This is a genomic window from Kitasatospora sp. NPDC001119, assembly GCF_053598475.1.
In genome coordinates, this window is record NZ_JBSFKI010000028.1 from 80797 (window position 1) to 95609 (window position 14813).

At 73.8% G+C, this 14813-nt stretch carries 9 protein-coding genes and 1 tRNA gene; 5 read left to right on the forward strand and 5 right to left on the reverse strand.

The window, feature by feature from the left end; genetic code table 11:
- Positions 1-78 precede the first annotated feature (78 nt).
- The gene (locus tag ACWDD9_RS30320; protein WP_449813310.1) at positions 79-978 is read left to right on the forward strand and encodes a carbon-nitrogen hydrolase family protein; all 900 of its coding nucleotides are present in this window, start codon (positions 79-81) and stop codon (positions 976-978) included.
- 59 nt (positions 979-1037) lie between these two features.
- On the opposite strand, the gene ACWDD9_RS30325 is transcribed toward ACWDD9_RS30320, so the two are convergent.
- The 4 genes from ACWDD9_RS30325 to ACWDD9_RS30340 all read right to left on the reverse strand — a co-directional run bounded on the left by ACWDD9_RS30325 (position 1038) and on the right by ACWDD9_RS30340 (position 7653).
- The gene (locus ACWDD9_RS30325; RefSeq protein ID WP_449813311.1) at positions 1038-3506 is read right to left on the reverse strand and encodes an FtsX-like permease family protein; all 2469 of its coding nucleotides are present in this window, start codon (positions 3504-3506) and stop codon (positions 1038-1040) included.
- A 317-nt stretch (positions 3507-3823) separates the two neighbouring features.
- On the reverse strand, positions 3824-5482 hold the full coding sequence (locus ACWDD9_RS30330) for a PKD domain-containing protein (RefSeq protein WP_449813312.1): 1659 nt from the start codon (positions 5480-5482) through the stop codon (positions 3824-3826).
- Positions 5483-5633: 151 nt separating this feature from the next.
- Complete coding sequence (locus ACWDD9_RS30335; RefSeq protein ID WP_449813313.1) at positions 5634-7316, reverse strand: PKD domain-containing protein; 1683 nt, start codon at positions 7314-7316, stop codon at positions 5634-5636.
- Positions 7317-7580: 264 nt separating this feature from the next.
- A tRNA-Arg gene (locus ACWDD9_RS30340) sits at positions 7581-7653 on the reverse strand.
- A 240-nt stretch (positions 7654-7893) separates the two neighbouring features.
- Here ACWDD9_RS30340 and ACWDD9_RS30345 point away from each other — a divergent pair.
- A complete protein-coding gene (locus ACWDD9_RS30345; protein WP_449813314.1) occupies positions 7894-9432 on the forward strand; it encodes a glycosyltransferase family 39 protein in 1539 nt (512 codons plus the stop codon).
- Positions 9433-9527: 95 nt separating this feature from the next.
- Here the strand turns inward: ACWDD9_RS30345 and ACWDD9_RS30350 are convergent, their stop codons facing one another.
- A complete protein-coding gene (locus ACWDD9_RS30350) occupies positions 9528-12002 on the reverse strand; it encodes a hypothetical protein (protein WP_449813315.1) in 2475 nt (824 codons plus the stop codon).
- Positions 12003-12300: 298 nt separating this feature from the next.
- Here ACWDD9_RS30350 and ACWDD9_RS30355 point away from each other — a divergent pair, with 298 nt between their 5' ends.
- From ACWDD9_RS30355 to ACWDD9_RS30365, 3 genes are all read left to right on the forward strand, one after another.
- Positions 12301-13041 (forward strand): GOLPH3/VPS74 family protein, encoded by a 741-nt coding sequence (locus ACWDD9_RS30355; RefSeq protein WP_049656970.1) that lies wholly within the window; start codon positions 12301-12303, stop codon positions 13039-13041.
- A gap of 634 nt (positions 13042-13675) precedes the next feature.
- Positions 13676-14539, forward strand: coding sequence for a helix-turn-helix domain-containing protein (locus ACWDD9_RS30360; protein WP_049656226.1), 864 nt, complete (start codon positions 13676-13678; stop codon positions 14537-14539).
- Positions 14536-14751, forward strand: a complete 216-nt coding sequence (locus tag ACWDD9_RS30365) for a DUF397 domain-containing protein (RefSeq protein ID WP_049656225.1) — start codon at positions 14536-14538, stop codon at positions 14749-14751. The genes ACWDD9_RS30360 and ACWDD9_RS30365 overlap by 4 nt, the downstream gene beginning before the upstream one ends.
- The last annotated feature ends 62 nt before the right edge of the window (positions 14752-14813 follow it).

Below are 14813 nucleotides of genomic sequence, written 5' to 3' on the forward strand. Positions count from 1 at the left end.
ACCGTCACCCCGCTGACCCGCCCTCGCCGCCCCGGTACTCCGACCCCGGCCGAGAGCCGTCGCGCTAGGTTGGCGGCCATGTCCGACACCCCTGCCCCCACCGCTCCCACGGCTCCCAACGCCCCCACCGCACCGGCCGGTTACCCCGGGCGCCCGCTGCGGATCGCCACCGTCCAGGCCCAGGCCGTGGCCGGTGACATACCGGCCAACGCCGCCCAGGCCGCCGGACTGATCCGCGAGGCCGCCCGGGCCGGCGCCCGGCTGGTGCTGTTCGCGGAAAAGTTCCTCTCCGGCTACGAGCCCGAGCTGATCAGCGCCGACCCCGTCAGGTACGCGGTCCAGCCCGGCGATCCGCGGCTCGCGCCGATCGCCGAGGCCTGCCGCGAGACCGGCACCGCCGCGATCGTCGGCGCCGCCGTACGAGACGGCGACGACCTGCGCGTCTCCGCCCTCGTCTTCGGCCCGGACGGCGGCTTCGTCACCCGCTACGACAAGCAGCACCTGTTCAAGAGCGAACGCGAGCACTACCGCCCCGGAACGGCCGGCTGCACCGTGGAACTGGACGGCTGGCGGCTCGGCCTCGGCGTCTGCTACGACTCCGGCTTCCCCGAGCACGCCCGCGCCGCAGCGCTCGACGGCTGCCACGCCTACCTGGTCGGCGCGCTGTTCAGCATGGGCCACGGCCACCACGAGTCCCGCACCTGGTTCCCGGCCCGCGCGCTCGACAACACCCTCTACACAGTGCTCGCCAACCACGTCGGCCGCACCGGCGGCTGGCACACCTGCGGCGGCAGCGCGGTCTGGGGCCCGGACGGCCGGCTGATCGCCGAGGCGGGCGAGGACCGGCGCGAACTCGTCGTCGTCGACCTCGACCCGGACGTCCTGCGCACCACCCGCGAGACCGAGACCCTCCTCGCCGACCTCGCCCTCACCACGGGCCGGCCGCCCGCGCCCCGGACCCGCTTCACCCTGGCCTGAGCACCCCGCCGGGCCGGCCCCCCGGCAGCCGGGAGCCGGGCACCCGGCTGCCGGCCCGGTCAGGAGGCCCGCATCGCCGCCACCGCGCTCATCCGCCCGACCCGGCGGGCCGGGAGCACCGCGGCGGCCAGGCCGACCAGGACGGTCAGGCCCAGGGCGGCCAGCACCGGCAGGACCGGCGGGGTGCCGACCGTCCCCACCGTCGAGGTGATCGAGCGGGCGGCCGCCCAGCCGTAGGCGGCCCCCAGGCCCGTCCCGACCAGGGCGCCGGCCAGGGAGAGGAGCAGCGCCTCCAGGGTGAGCATCCGGCGGAGCTGTTCGCGGGACATCCCGATCGCGCGCAGCATGCCGATCTCGCGGGAGCGTTCGCTGATGCTGAGCATCAGGGTGGCGGCGACGCCGAGGCCGGCGATGGCGACGGAGAAGGACAGCAGGGCCATGCTGATGGTCTTCAGCCGGTCCAGCAGGGAGCGCAGGGTGTCCGCCTGGGCGGCCGTGTCGGCGACGGTCACCTGCGGGTGGTCGGCGAGGGCGCGGTCCAGGGCGCGGCGGGCGGTCGGCCGGTCCTCGCCGGCGGCCGGGCTGATCCAGGCCGTGGTGACGGGCGCGCCGGGGGCGAGGCGGTCCAGGGTCGCGGGCGCCACCAGCAGGGTGGCGCCGCTCTGCAGGGTGAACGGCAGGCTGCTGCGGCCGGGTTGGAGCCGCAGCTCGACGCCGCCGACCCGGCGCACCCCGGTGTCGCCGAGCCCGCTCAGCGCGCCGCCCTCGGTGAGCGCGCGGGCCCGGTCCACGTCGTCCGTCGAGGAGTTGAGCCGGGTGGCGTCGACAGCGGCGACCACGGTGGGCCGGCCGTCGAGGTCGACGGTGGCGGACCGGACCGGGGTCACGGTCAGTCCGTGCTCGGCGCCGAGCGCGCCGAGCGCCCCGGCGGGCAGGGCGCCGCCGCCGGTGGCGGCCGCCGAGAAGACCCCCGGCTGGCGCGCGGACACCACGGGCACCAGCGACTGCGAGGTGATGTCCAGCGCGGTGACCGCGCCGACCATCACGGTGACGCCGAGCAGCAGCGCCGAGCCGGTGGCCCCGGTGCGGCCCGGGTTGAGCCGCAGCTGCTGGGTGGCGAGCCGCCCGGCCGTACCGCCGAGCCGCCGGGCGGGCCGGCCGAGCACGGCGACGACGGCGGGCAGCACCCGGTGGGAGAGCCGCAGCACCCCGAAGAAGTTGGCGATGGCGCCGACGGTGACGGCGAGCAGCGACAGCGGTGGCGGGGCCACCGCCCCGGCCACCAGCAGCGCGGTGCCCGCGACCAGCAGTCCGGTGGTCCACACCGCGGCCCGCACCCGGGCGGCCCCGTCGGCCGGCGCGGGGGTGCCGCCGAGCGCGGCGATCGGCGGCACGGCCGCGGCGGCCTTCGCCGGGCCGCGAACGGCCAGCAGGGTCAGCAGCACGCCGAACAGCCCAGCCAGCAGGCAGGTCAGCGGGGAGGGCAGCAGTGACAGGTGCACCGGGCCGAGGTCGAGCCCGCCGACCACGGCGGTGCCGGCCGCGCCGAGGGCGACGCCCAGCAGCACGCCCGTCGCCGAGGCGCCCACCCCGAGCAGCAGCCCCTGGCGGCGGATCAGCCGGCGCAGCTGCTGCCGGTCGGCGCCCACGCAGCGCAGCAGGGCGAGCTGGCGGGTCCGCTGGGCGAGCACCACGGTGAAGGTGTTGCCGACCACCATCCGCGCCACCGCGAGGGCGATCAGGACGAAGGAGAGCGAGGCGATCAGCACCATGCCGTACAGGGTGCTGCTCTGCCGGGTCGCCTCGTTGACCGAGGTCTCGCGGGTGTGCACCTGGACGTCGGCACCGAGGGCGGCGCGCAGGGCTTCGACGGTCCCTGCCCGGGAGGCGCCGGGGGCGACCCGGACGTCGAGCCGGTCGGTGACGGCGCCGGCCGCGTAGCCGGCGACCGCGTCCGCCGGGACGCCGATGATCGGGACCCCGGCGAGGCTCGGGGCGCCCCGCTCGTCCAGGGTGCCCACCAGCCGGGCGGTGGCGGTGGTGCCGTCGGCCCGGGCCAGGTGCACCTCGGCGCCCACGGCGGCGTCCAGCCGGTGCGCCGTCCCGGTGTCGAGCAGCACCTCGCCGGGTCCGGCGGGCCAGCGGCCGTCCTTGAGCAGCTGCCAGCGCAGCGCCGGGTCCTCGGCGACGGCGCTGACCGCGGCGGTGCGGTCGAGCGGCCGCCCGTCGGCGGCCAGCACGCCGCCCTTGCCGGTCAGCCGCGACGCCACCGCGGCCACCCCGGCGGTCTGCCGCACCCGCTCCGTCGCCGCCGCGTCCAGCCCGCCGGCCGCGGCCTTCCCGGTCACCTGGATGTCTCCGGGCCCGACCTCGGCGGCCGCAGTCTGGCTGAAGGAGTCGACCAGTGCCCCGCTGCCGCTGACGGAGGCGATCAGGAAGGCCACCCCGAGCGCGATCGCGGCGCCGCTCAGGAGCAGTTGGCGCAGTTGGCCGCGCAGTTCGGCCACGGTGTATCGGTACGTCGTCATGGTTCCCCGGCTCGTCCACCCTGGCCGGTACGGTGCTCCGGCAGGGGTCTCGACGAGCCTAGGAGCGGAGCGGCCGCGGGCCATCGGCACGAGGTCTGCTTCATGATCAATCCGTGGGCGGACGGTCTCCCGCCCCCTCCTCCTCCCGGAGAGGTACGCCGCCCCTGACACCGTCAGCCCCGGGAACGCCGAGGGCCCATGGAACACCGAGGGCCCATGGAACACCGAGGGCCCATGGAACGCCGACGGTCCGGGGAACGCCGACGGCCGCCCGCCCCCGGAGGGGCGGACGGCCGGTGCGCGGTGCCGCTCGGGCGTCAGATCTTGTCGTACACACCGAACACGTCGATGATCAGGTCGGTCGACTCCCAGCCCCGGTTCCAGACGTCGACGGTGTCGGCACCGCTGACGTCCGCCTGGACCAGGTTCGACACGGTGGCGCCCTTCTCCCAGTTCAGGACCGAGGAGTCCGGCGGCGTCGGCCGGACGGCCTTGCCGTTCCCGTAGGCGTCGGCTGCGTTCGGGTCCGGCGCGACCGAGAGGTGTCCGCTGCCCTGGGTGTTGGTCACCGTCGTGTTCAGGACGAGGGCCTCGGCCGACCGCCCGACGATCCCCCCGGCGTACTGCTGGTAGTAGTCCTGCCCCTTGAGCGGCAGGGACAGCGACCGGCTGTCCCACACGCGCCGGGGCTCCACCGGCCGGTAGGCGGACTTGCCGTCGGCGCTGTAGTAGCCGGTGACGTCCACGATCACGTCGGCCCCGGACCAGGAGCCGTTGCGGACGGTGACCTTGCCGTCCGCGCCGACCGGCACGATCACCGCGTTGGCCACCGTCTGCCCCGGCTCGAAGTTCAGGTTCGACGTGGCCGACGGCTGCCCGCCACCCGGCGAGACCGTCAGGTGGCCCGAGCCCTGCGGGTTCGTCACCGTGACGTTGAGCGCCACGGCCGCCACCCCCTGGACCGGCAGCCCGCCCTGGCCCGCGACCTGCAGGTCGAAGGTGCTCTGGCCGGCGGCCTGCCCCTGCGCGGTGCCCTTGCCCTCGCGGGTGTCGGCGATCCGCGCCGGCTTCACCGAGGTGTACCCGTTCGCCGCCGCCTTGGTGAAGTAGCCCGTCACGTCGGCGATCAGGTCCACCGTGCCGCCGCTGCGGTTCACCAGCTCGACGTACCCGTCCGCACCGACCGGCACGATCGCCAGCGTCGGCACCGTCCTCCCCGCCGCGAAGTTCACGTTCGAGGTGGTCGGCTGCGACGTGCCGGAGGCGAACGCGATCACGTGCCCGTCCGCCACGGCGTTGGTCGCGGTGATGTTCAGCGCCACCGCCGACACCCCCGCCGGGATGCCGCCGCGGCCGGCCACCTTCACCCTGGTCGCGGCGTTCGGGCCGACGGCCCCGACGTACGGCGCCCCGGTGCCGTCCCGGGTGTCCAGCAGCCGGGTCGGCGCGTACGGGGTGAACTCGGAGCCGTTCAGCACCACCTCCGCGGTGGTGGTGGCGGTCAGCTTGCTGGTCTGGTCGGTCGCCGTGACCGTGATCGTGTGGGTGCCGGCCTTCCTGAACGTGTGCTTGAAGTGCCCGTACGCACTGGCGTTGGCCGCGTCCGTTTCGACCGGGCTGCCGTCGCCCCAGTCGAGCTGGTAGCTGATGGAGCCGTTGGGCAGGTCGGTGGTGACGCCGGTGGCGACCCCCACGCTGAGCGAGTCGGTGCTGTAGGAGCCCACTCCCACGGTGAACTTCGGCGCGGCCGACGGTGCCGAGGACGGCGCGGCGGCCGCGGTCTTCTGCTGTGCGGCCCCGACCCCCTTGGCCGCGAGGTCCTGCTCCGCGGCGGCCTGTCCGGCCTGCTCCGCGGTGGCCCCGGCGGTCGGAGCGGCGGCGGTCGCGGCCCCGCTCGGAGTGGCGGACGGGCTCGCCGCCTGCGCCACGGCGGGCACGAAGCCCACGACTGCCGCGACGACGGCGGTGGAGATCATGAAACGGTGACGGTACACCGGCCCCCCAGTGCTTGAACGAGTTCAAAAAAGCCTGGACCGGAGCCTACCTGAACAGCAGTTCGAGCCGAACGGGAAGTCGGCCGTCCGCTCCCGGGGAGCGGACGGCCGGCGCACCGCGCATGACGTCGCGTCAGCTGGTCTCGTACCGGCCGAACACGTCGATGATCAGGTTGGTCGGCGACCAGCTCCGGTTCCAGACGTCGATCGTGTCGGTGTTCTTGAGGCTCGCCTGCACGAGGTTCGACACGGTGGCGCCCTTCTCCCAGTTCAGGACCGAGGAGTCCGGCGGCGTCGGCCGGACGGCCTTGCCGGTCCCGTAGGCGTCGGACGTGTTCGGGTCCGGCGCGACCGAGAGGTGCCCGCCGCCCTGGGTGTTGGTCACCGTCACGTTCATGACGACGGAGTCGAACGAGCCGAAGAGCTGCGGCACGTAGTGCCGGTAGTAGTCCTGGCCGGCGAGCCCCAAGCCCCAGGTCCGGTCGTCGTGCGCCCGCGTGGGCTCCTCCGGCATGTAGGCGGCCTTGCCGTCGGCGCTGTAGTAGCCGGTGACGTCCACGATCACGTCGGTTCCGGACCAGGAGCCGTTGCGGACGGTGATCTTGCCGTCCGGACCGACCGGCACGATCACCGCGTTGGCGACCGTCTGCCCCGGCTCGAAGTTCAGGTTCGACGTGGCCGACGGCTGTCCACCGCTCGGGGAAACGGTGAGGTGGCCGGAGCCCTGCGGGTTCGTCACCGTGACGTTGAGCGCCACGGCCGCCACTCCCTGGGCCGGCAGCCCGCCCTGACCCGCGACCTGCACCGCGAAGGTGCTCTGGCCGGCGGCCTGCCCCTGCGCGGTGCCCTTGCCCTCGCGGGTGTCGGCGATCCGCGCCGGGTTCATCGAGGTGTACCCGTTGGCCGCGGTCTTGGCGAAGTAGCCCGTCACGTCGGCGATCAGGTCCACCGTGCCGCCGCTGCGGTTGGCCAGCTCGACGTACCCGTCCGCGCCGACCGGCACGATCGCCAGCGTCGGCACCGTCCTCCCCGCCGTGAAGTTCACGTTCGAGGTGGTCGGCTGCTTCGCGCCGGAGGCGTAGGCGATCACGTGCCCGTCCGCCACCGCGTTGGTCGCGGTGATGTTCAGCGCGACGGCCGTCACCCCGGCCGGGATGCCGCCGTTGCCGGCGACCTTCACCTTGGTGGTGCCGAACGCGGCGACCGCGCCGGCGGCCGGGGCCCCGGTGCCGTCCCGGGTGTCCAGCAGCCGGGTCGGCGCGTACGGGGTGAACTCGGAGCCGTCCAGCACCACTTCGAAGGTGGTGGTGTCGGTCAGCTTGCTGCCCGGCTCGGTCGCCGTGACCGTGATCCGGTGGGCGCCGGCCTTGGCGTACTTGTGCTTGAGGAACACGTCCTCCGTGCCCAGGCCGTGCGCCGAGGTCGCGGGGGTGCCGTCGCCCCAGTCGACCGTGTAGTTGACGACGATGTACTTCAGGTCGGTGGAGACTCCGGCGGCCATGCCCATGCCGTGCGCGTTGGAGGTGGACGCACCCGTGAACACCTTGAAGTACGGCTCGGCGGCCGCGGCCTTCGGCGCGGTCTCGGCCTCGGCCTTGACCTCGGCCTTGGCGGCGGCGTCCTTCGCGGAGCGCTCGGCGGCGGCCTCGACGGCGGCCTCCTGCTGCGCGGCCGCCTCCTTCGCGGCCCCGGCCCCGACCCCGGCGGCCGGAGCGGTGGCGGTCGCGGCCCCGCCGGGAGCCGCGGACGGGCTCGCCGCCTGCGCCACGGCGGGCACGAAGCCCACGACTGCCGCGACGACGGCGGTGGAGATCATGAAACGGTGACGGTACACCGGCCCCCCAGCGCTTGAACGAGTTCAAAAAAGCCTGGACCGGAGCCTACCTGAACAAAGGTTCGGACCCGGCGGAATATCCGGCCACCTCCCGGCATCGGCCGGTGAACGGCACGGAGAACGGACGGGACGACCGCACCGGACCGTGCGGCGAACCGGCGGAACCGACCGGCCCGGCCGGCCCGGAAAGCGGCACAGGCCCCCCGCCCGACATGGGCGGAGGGCCTGTGACCTGCGTGTTCGTTGTGCCCCAGGCAGGATTCGAACCTGCGACACCGGCTTTAGGAGAGCCGTGCTCTATCCCCTGAGCTACTGAGGCGGGGCCCGCGTGCTGCCGGGCCGTTCACAGCGTACCGGATCGGGGCTGGGGCTCGGGGTGCGTCCTGTGGATCTTGTCGGATCGGGCCTCGGCGGCGCGGACCGGGCGGGATCCGCGGGAGGCGCCGCACGGCGGCGGAGGGGGTGCGGGTGGCCGACGGCGTGTCAGGGCGGGTCAAGTAGCCTGCCGGGCAGGGCGGGATCCGCCCCGGCGCGTCGCGTGAAGGAGACGAAGGACTCGATGAGACCTGCTGTGCGCCCGGTGGGCCGGCTGTTGGGGCAGGTGTGGGTGTGGCCCGCGCTGGTCATGCTGGCGGTGGGCGGGTACCGGCTGGGAACGCCGGACCTGTGGCGGGACGAGATGGCGACCTGGACGGTCTCCACCCGCTCGCTGGGCGACCTGCTGCGACTGCTCCAGCACGTGGACGCCAGCAACGGCGCGTACTACCTGCTGATGCACGGCTGGACGGCGGTGTTCGGCGACTCGACGCTCTCCCTGCGAATACCCTCCGTGCTGGCGATGGCCGGGGCGGCGGCGCTGGTGGCGCTCACCGCCCGACGGCTGTTCGGCAGCAAGGTGGCGGCGGTCGGCGCCGGGCTGCTGCTCGCGGTGCCCCCGGAGATCTCCCGGTACGCCCAGGAGGCGCGCTCCTACGCGCTGGTGACCTGCGCGATCGCGGCGGCCTCGTACTTCCTGCTGCGGGCCCTGGAGCGGCCGACCTGGCGGCGCTGGGCACCGTACTGCGTGGCCATGGCGCTGGCCGGCGCCGGGCACCTCGTCTCCTTCAGCACCGTCGCCGGGCAGCTGGGGCTCCTGGCGCTGCACCTGTGGCGCACCCGTCCGGCGGTCGACCGGCGGCTGCTGTGGCAGTACCCGCTGGCGGTCGCCGTGGCGGCGCTGCCGGTGCTGCCGGTGGTGCTCCTGGGCAGCCGGCAGTCGGACCGGCAGCTGGGCTGGATACCGACCCCCTCCCTGCGCGGCCTCGCCTACTTCGGCGAGCGCCTCTTCGGCTCGGACCTCGTCTTCTACGCCTTCGTCCCGCTGGCGCTGCTGGCACTGGCACTGCCCGGCCGGCGGATCCAGGCCTGGCAGGCGCTCCTGCTCGCGGAGCTGCCGGTGGTGGGCGTCTGGCTGGTGTCCCGGCTGACCGACACCTCGTACTTCCTCGGGCGGTACCTGCTGTTCACGGTGCCCGCCTGGGCGGTGCTGGCCGGCGGCGGCGCCGGGGCGGTGTACGGCGCGGTGGCGGCCCTGGCCCGACGGCGCGGCCGGGCGCCCCGGGGGGCCGTCGCGGTGGCCGGGCTGCTGACGGTCGGGCTGCTCGCGGCGCCGGCCGTGGTCGCGCTGCCGAAGCAGCCCGAGATCCGGTACGCGGACTCGCACAACGGCTCGGAGGAGCCGTTCAAGGCGGCGGCCCGGGAGATAGCGGCCGGCTACCGCACCGGGGACGGGATGGCGGCCCCGCTGGGCGACCAGGCCTGGGCGATGGCCTGGCCGGGCGTCAGCTACTACCTGCCCCGGGACGTCGTCCCCTTCCCGGTCTTCGTCGCGCAGAGCGCCGACGACGCCGAGGACCTCTCCCCGACGCCCTGCCCGCAGCCGGCGGACTGCCTGGGCGGGGTGTCCCGGATATGGCTGCTGGTCCTCGGCGACACCGAGGACCCGCTGGGCGCGATGCCGACCGACCAGGCGCAGGTGCTCCGCACCCGGTACGGCGACCCGGACCGGGTGACGCCGCTCGGCGGCCTCACGCTCGCGCTGCTCGACCGGGACGTGTAGGGGGCGGAAGGAACGGAAGAAGGGGAGCCGGTGTGGACCGGCTCCCCTTCTTCCGTCCCGCGGTCGGCGCCTCAGCGCCTCAGCCGCTCAGCGCCTCACAGCGTGCGCAGCAGGCGGGACTGGATGGACGGCGGGTTCAGGTCGGCCTGGAGGGCCACCGGGACCTCCGCCTTGTCCTCGCCCGCGCCCACCCGCAGCGTGCCGACCTCCGTGCCGGCCAGCGCGCGGTGGCCGATCTTCGAGGTGTCCAGGGTGACCGTGCCGGAGATGCCGGGGAAGCCCGCCACCACCAGGTCCTTGGTCGCGACGACCGCGACCTTGCCGCCGATCCCGTCGTCCACCGAGCCGACGACGTCGCCCTTCTTCACCACGGTCTGGCCGGTCACGCCGTTCTGCGCGGCCTGGATCTGCTTGCCGCTGACCTTCAGCACGGTCGGCAGGATGCCGTCGCCCGGGTTGGGCGAGGTGGCCTGCTGGCCCAGCGTGACGCCGAGGATCAGCCGCTGCACGCCGCCGATCTCCTTGTAGGCGGCCCACATCAGGCAGCCGCCGGCCGGGGTGCTGGAACCGGTCTTGACGCCGATGACGCCGGTCTTCGGGTTGATCAGGTTGTTGGTGTTGGAGATCTTCACGTTGTTGAAGTTGGTCTCCGGGGTGGAGACGATCTGCCGGAAGATCTCGTCCTGCATGACCTGCTTGGCCAGCTTCAGCTGGTCCTTGGCGGTGGACTTGGTGTCCGCGCTGAAACCCGCCGGGTCGGCGTAGATGGTGTTGGTCATGCCGAACTTGGTCGCGGTGTCGTTCATCAGCTTGACGAACGCGTCCTCGGAACCGGAGTGGAAGCGGGCGAGCAGCCGGGCCACGTTGTTGGCCGAGGGCAGCATCAGCAGTTCCAGCGCCTGGTACTCGGTGATGACCTGGCCCTCGGTGAGGGTCACCCGGGACTCGTCGACGTTGCCGGACTCCTGCGCGGCCTGCTTGTCGACGGTGATCTTCGGACCGCTCTCCCCCTTCTTCAGGGGGAACTTCTGGAGGATCAGGTAGGCGTTCATCACCTTGGTGACGCTGGCGATCGAGGACGGCGTCTCCTGGCCCGAGCTGCCGAGGCTGCCGACGCCGACCACCTCGGCGGCGGACTGGCCCTTGGCCGGCCAGGCGAGGTCGAGCACGTCGCCGGAGAAGCTGTAGCTGCCCGCGGCGGTCATCTTCAGCTTGGGGTCCGGCAGCGGACGCAGCAGCTGGGCCACCGCGAGCGCGCCGAGCACCACGGCGAGGAAGACGGTCCAGATGGTCACCCGCTTGAGGGCGCGCCGCAGCGGCGAGACCGGGCGGGCGTTGAGGGAGGCCAGGACCTCCATCGCCTCGGCGGTGTTCTCCGGCGACGGCAGCGGCTCCGGGGCGGGCAGCGGCTCGGGCTTGGGCAGCGGCGGGACCGGCGGCACCGGCCGCGGGTCGGGCTCCGGCAGCGGCTTCGGGGCCGGTACGGGGGCGGGCTCGGGGGTCGGCTTCGGCAGCGGCGCCGGACCGGGGGTCGGCTCGGGCTCGGGAAGCGGCTTGGGCTCGGGCTTGGGCTCGGGCTTCGGCTCCGGCACGGTGCCGGTCCCGGGGACGGCGGCGGAGGCGCGCAGCGGCGCGGGCTTCTCCAACTTCTCGGCCTGCCCCGGCCGCTGACCCGACTGGCCGGGCTGAGCGGGCTTGGTCAGCGCGAGGGTCACGGAGCCGATGGCGGGAGCGCCGTCGTCGTCGCCGGTGTCGCCGGTCTCCTCCGGGGTCTCCTCGGCCTTCCCTGCCTTCTCGCTCTTCTCCGCCTTCTCCGTCTTCGCGGCCTTCGCAGCCTTCGCAGCCTTCTCGACCGGCTCCGCCGTGGCGGCTTCGTCGGTCTCGTCGGCCTTATCGGCCGCTTCGTCGGCCGGCTCGTCGAGCTTCTCCGCCACCTTCTCCACCGGTGCGGCGGCAGGCTCGGAGCCGCCCTCGGAGCCGGTCTCCCCCGACGGCTCGGCCGCCTTCTCCCCGGCCTTCCCCGCCACCGCGGCACCTGTCCGCATGGCGAGACGCGGGTCGGCGGCGACCGGACGCCCGGCGGGCTCCGTCACCTCCGCGGTCTCCGACGAGGACTCCTTCTCCTCGCCCCCACCTTCGGAACTCCCCTTGCCGGCAGCCTTCACCAGCTCCTCGGGCAGCCGCAGCGCGGTGGTCCGGTTGTCCACCGGCAGTCGCAGCATCGTCGTCCGGCTGTCCACATCCCGGACGCGGAGCTGCACGGTCGAGCCGCCCTTGGGCGCCGTCGCCGGGGCGTCGTCGGACGCCTCCGGGGCGGCCTCGGCGGAGGTCTCCGCGGGGCTCTCCGAGGCGGTGCCGGAGTCGGCGGCCGAGGAGGCGTCGGAGGAGGCGTCGGAGGAGGTCTCCGCGGTCGCCCCGGTCTCAGCCGCGGCTGACGCCCGGTCGGCCGCCGCATCGGAGCCGCCCCCGGCCGGCCCGGCGGCGCAGGCCGCCGCACCGGTCCGTTCGGGTTCGCGGTCCCGCTGCCGCTCGTCGCCGTCCCTCAGCACCCTGTCGGGGGACTCGCCCACGTATCCCAGCCTCCTCAACGCCCGGCGGGGCACCAGCGAACCCGATTTCGGGAAGCCGACGCCCCGCCCCGTGTACCTGTACAGTCTCCGCCACCGGCGGCCGTTCCGGCCGCGCACACCCCGCCCGACCGGCGCTTATTGTCGTCGCCCGGCCGCGCCGCGGTCTGTTCACCGCTCAGACGCAGGGCCCGCCGCCGCCGGTTCCGCGCCTTCACCGCAAGGTCACGATTCGGAGGCGTACTCGACAAGCCCGTGTGAGAGGCGTCACCCTGTCTCTCATCCACGCGGGGAGGCTTGGATGGGCAAGAGCCGCAGAACTGTTCCCGAGGAACTCTTGCTGCTCGCTTTGGACCCGACCACGGGTACCACGGCGCAGCCGCAGACCCTCGACCTCGGACTTGCCGGGGCCCAGCTCGTCGAGCTGTCCCTGGCCGGACGGATCGTACCGGAGGGAGACCGGATCGCCGTCGTGCTCGCACGGCCGACCGGCGACCCGACCCTCGACCATGCACTGGAACTGCTGCGCCGACGCGGCAGTCCGGTCCGCGCGGCGCACTGGATCGGCGGGCCCCGGCTGGGGCTGCGGCAGACGTATCTGGCGCACCTGGAGCGCTGCGGCATGGTCACGGCCGTACCGGGCCAGGTGTGCGGTGTGCTGCCGACGACCCGGTACCAGGCGTCCGACGACTGCACCAACGCCGCGATCAAGCAGCGGCTGGACACCGCGATCCGCACCGGCGTCCCGCCGGATCCGCGGACGGCGGCGCTCGCGGCGCTGGCCCACTCGGTCGGCCTGGGCAAGCACCTGTACCCGGGCAACGAGGGCCGGTCCTCGCGGTCGCGGCTGCGCGACCTGATCCGGTACGACCCGCTGGGCGGGATGGTCGCGCACGCCGTGATGGACGTGCAGAACGGCCTACCGGCTCAGCAGAACCGTTCTTCCCAGGGTTCCGGGGCCGCTTCCGGCCGTCCTGGCGCCCGTACGGCGGGCCGGGGTTCGGGCGGGCGGGTCCCCGCCTCCCGGGTCGGCGTGCGCTGATCACAGCGGCGTGCACTGATCTCGGCGGAGCGCACTGACCGCGGCGGTCCGCGCGGCCCGGCGGGCAGCCATCACGGCGCCCGACACCACCGGCCGCACGCCCGCCGCACGCCCGCCGGCACCGGTCGCGCGTCCGACGCCAACGGCCGCGCACCCGGCGGCGCACGCCGCCCCGCTCGCACCGCCCGAGGGCGCTGAGCGACCCGACGCACGACCGGTACCACCGGCGCCAGGAGCACGACGCGCACCGGCCGCACCGGACGCACCACCAGCACCACCAGCACCGAGGGGCGGTCGCCCCGCGACGCGAGTCGCCCGGCGACCGCCCCTTCGCCGTCCCCGGACGCCCGGCAACCGCCCGCCCCCGCACGCACCGGGGCAGGTGCGGGCCGGTCCGGGGACGGCCTCCGCAGTACCTGTCCGAGTCGTCCGAGCCGCATTACCACCTGGGGGCTTTCGCTGTCTCGCGGAAGTGCTTTTCCGATGATCTGTTCTACCGCGCTGCTGTGATTCCCCGGCGCCGACCTGGCCCAAGGTGACATGCTGCTCCAAGTCAGGGGGGTTGGTCCCAATGTCCGAAGTGTTCCGAGGACTGCCGTTCCAACGAGCACCAGAGGTCCGGCCGGAGGTCGAAGTGTCCGCCAACGTCAATCCCACCGTGCGCCGTCGGCGCCTCGGTTCGGAGCTGCGCAAACTCCGTGAGGGCCTCGGCATGACGGCGGAGGAGGTCGCCGGCCGGCTGATGGTCTCCCAGTCGAAGATCAGCCGGTTGGAGAACGGCCGGCGCAGCATCAGCCAGCGCGACGTGCGCGACCTCTGCGACGTCTACAAGGTGCCCGACGACCAGTTGCGCGCCAGCCTGATGGAGATGGCCAAGGAGTCCCGCCAGCGCGGCTGGTGGCACGACTTCAACGACATGCCGACCCCGTACAGCGTCTACATCGGGCTGGAGGCCGAGGCCTCCTCGATCCGCGCGTACGAGTCCTCCTTCGTCCCCGGCCTGCTGCAGACCGAGCACTACGCCCAGGCCGTGGTCGAGGGCACCCAGCCGGACACCGACGCGGTCGCCGTGCAGCGCCGGGTGCAGGTCCGGATGAAGCGCCAGGAGCGCGTCCACGGCGAGAACCAGCTGGGCAGCCTGTGGACCGTCATAGACGAGGCGGTGCTGCGCCGCGAGGTCGGCAGCAAGGCGGTGATGGCCCAGCAGCTGCGGCAGATGCTGGAACTCAGCCAGCGCCCGAACATCACCATCCAGGTGATCCCGTTCTCGCACGGCGCCCATCCCGGAATGACCGGGACATTCTCGCTGCTGGAGTTCCCCGAGTCAGCCGATTCCACAGTTGTCTACTTCGAAGGTGTGACGAGCGATCTCTACCTGGAGAAGGAGGCGGACGTGCGCCGCTATACCGGTCTGTACGACTACCTGAGAGCGGCCGCACTCGGTGTCTCGGAGAGCCGGTCGCTGATAGCCGACATCGAGAAGGAATTCCACGAATGATCACCCCGTCCGAGTACGGAACCCCTTGGCACAAGAGCAGTCACAGCGGGGGCCAAGGCGCCTGTGTGGAGATCGCCGTCCCCGGCGCGGGGGAGGTGGCCGTCCGGGACTCCAAGGACCCCCGGGGCCCCCAACTGCGCTTCTCGACCGAGGCGTGGAACACCTTCGCCTCGGCGGCGGCGGGCGGCGCCTTCGGCGAGCTCCCGGGCTGACCCCCTCCGGTTCCGCACTCGGACCAGTTGCCCGTAGCGGTGTCCGTCGCCCGTCGGCGGCC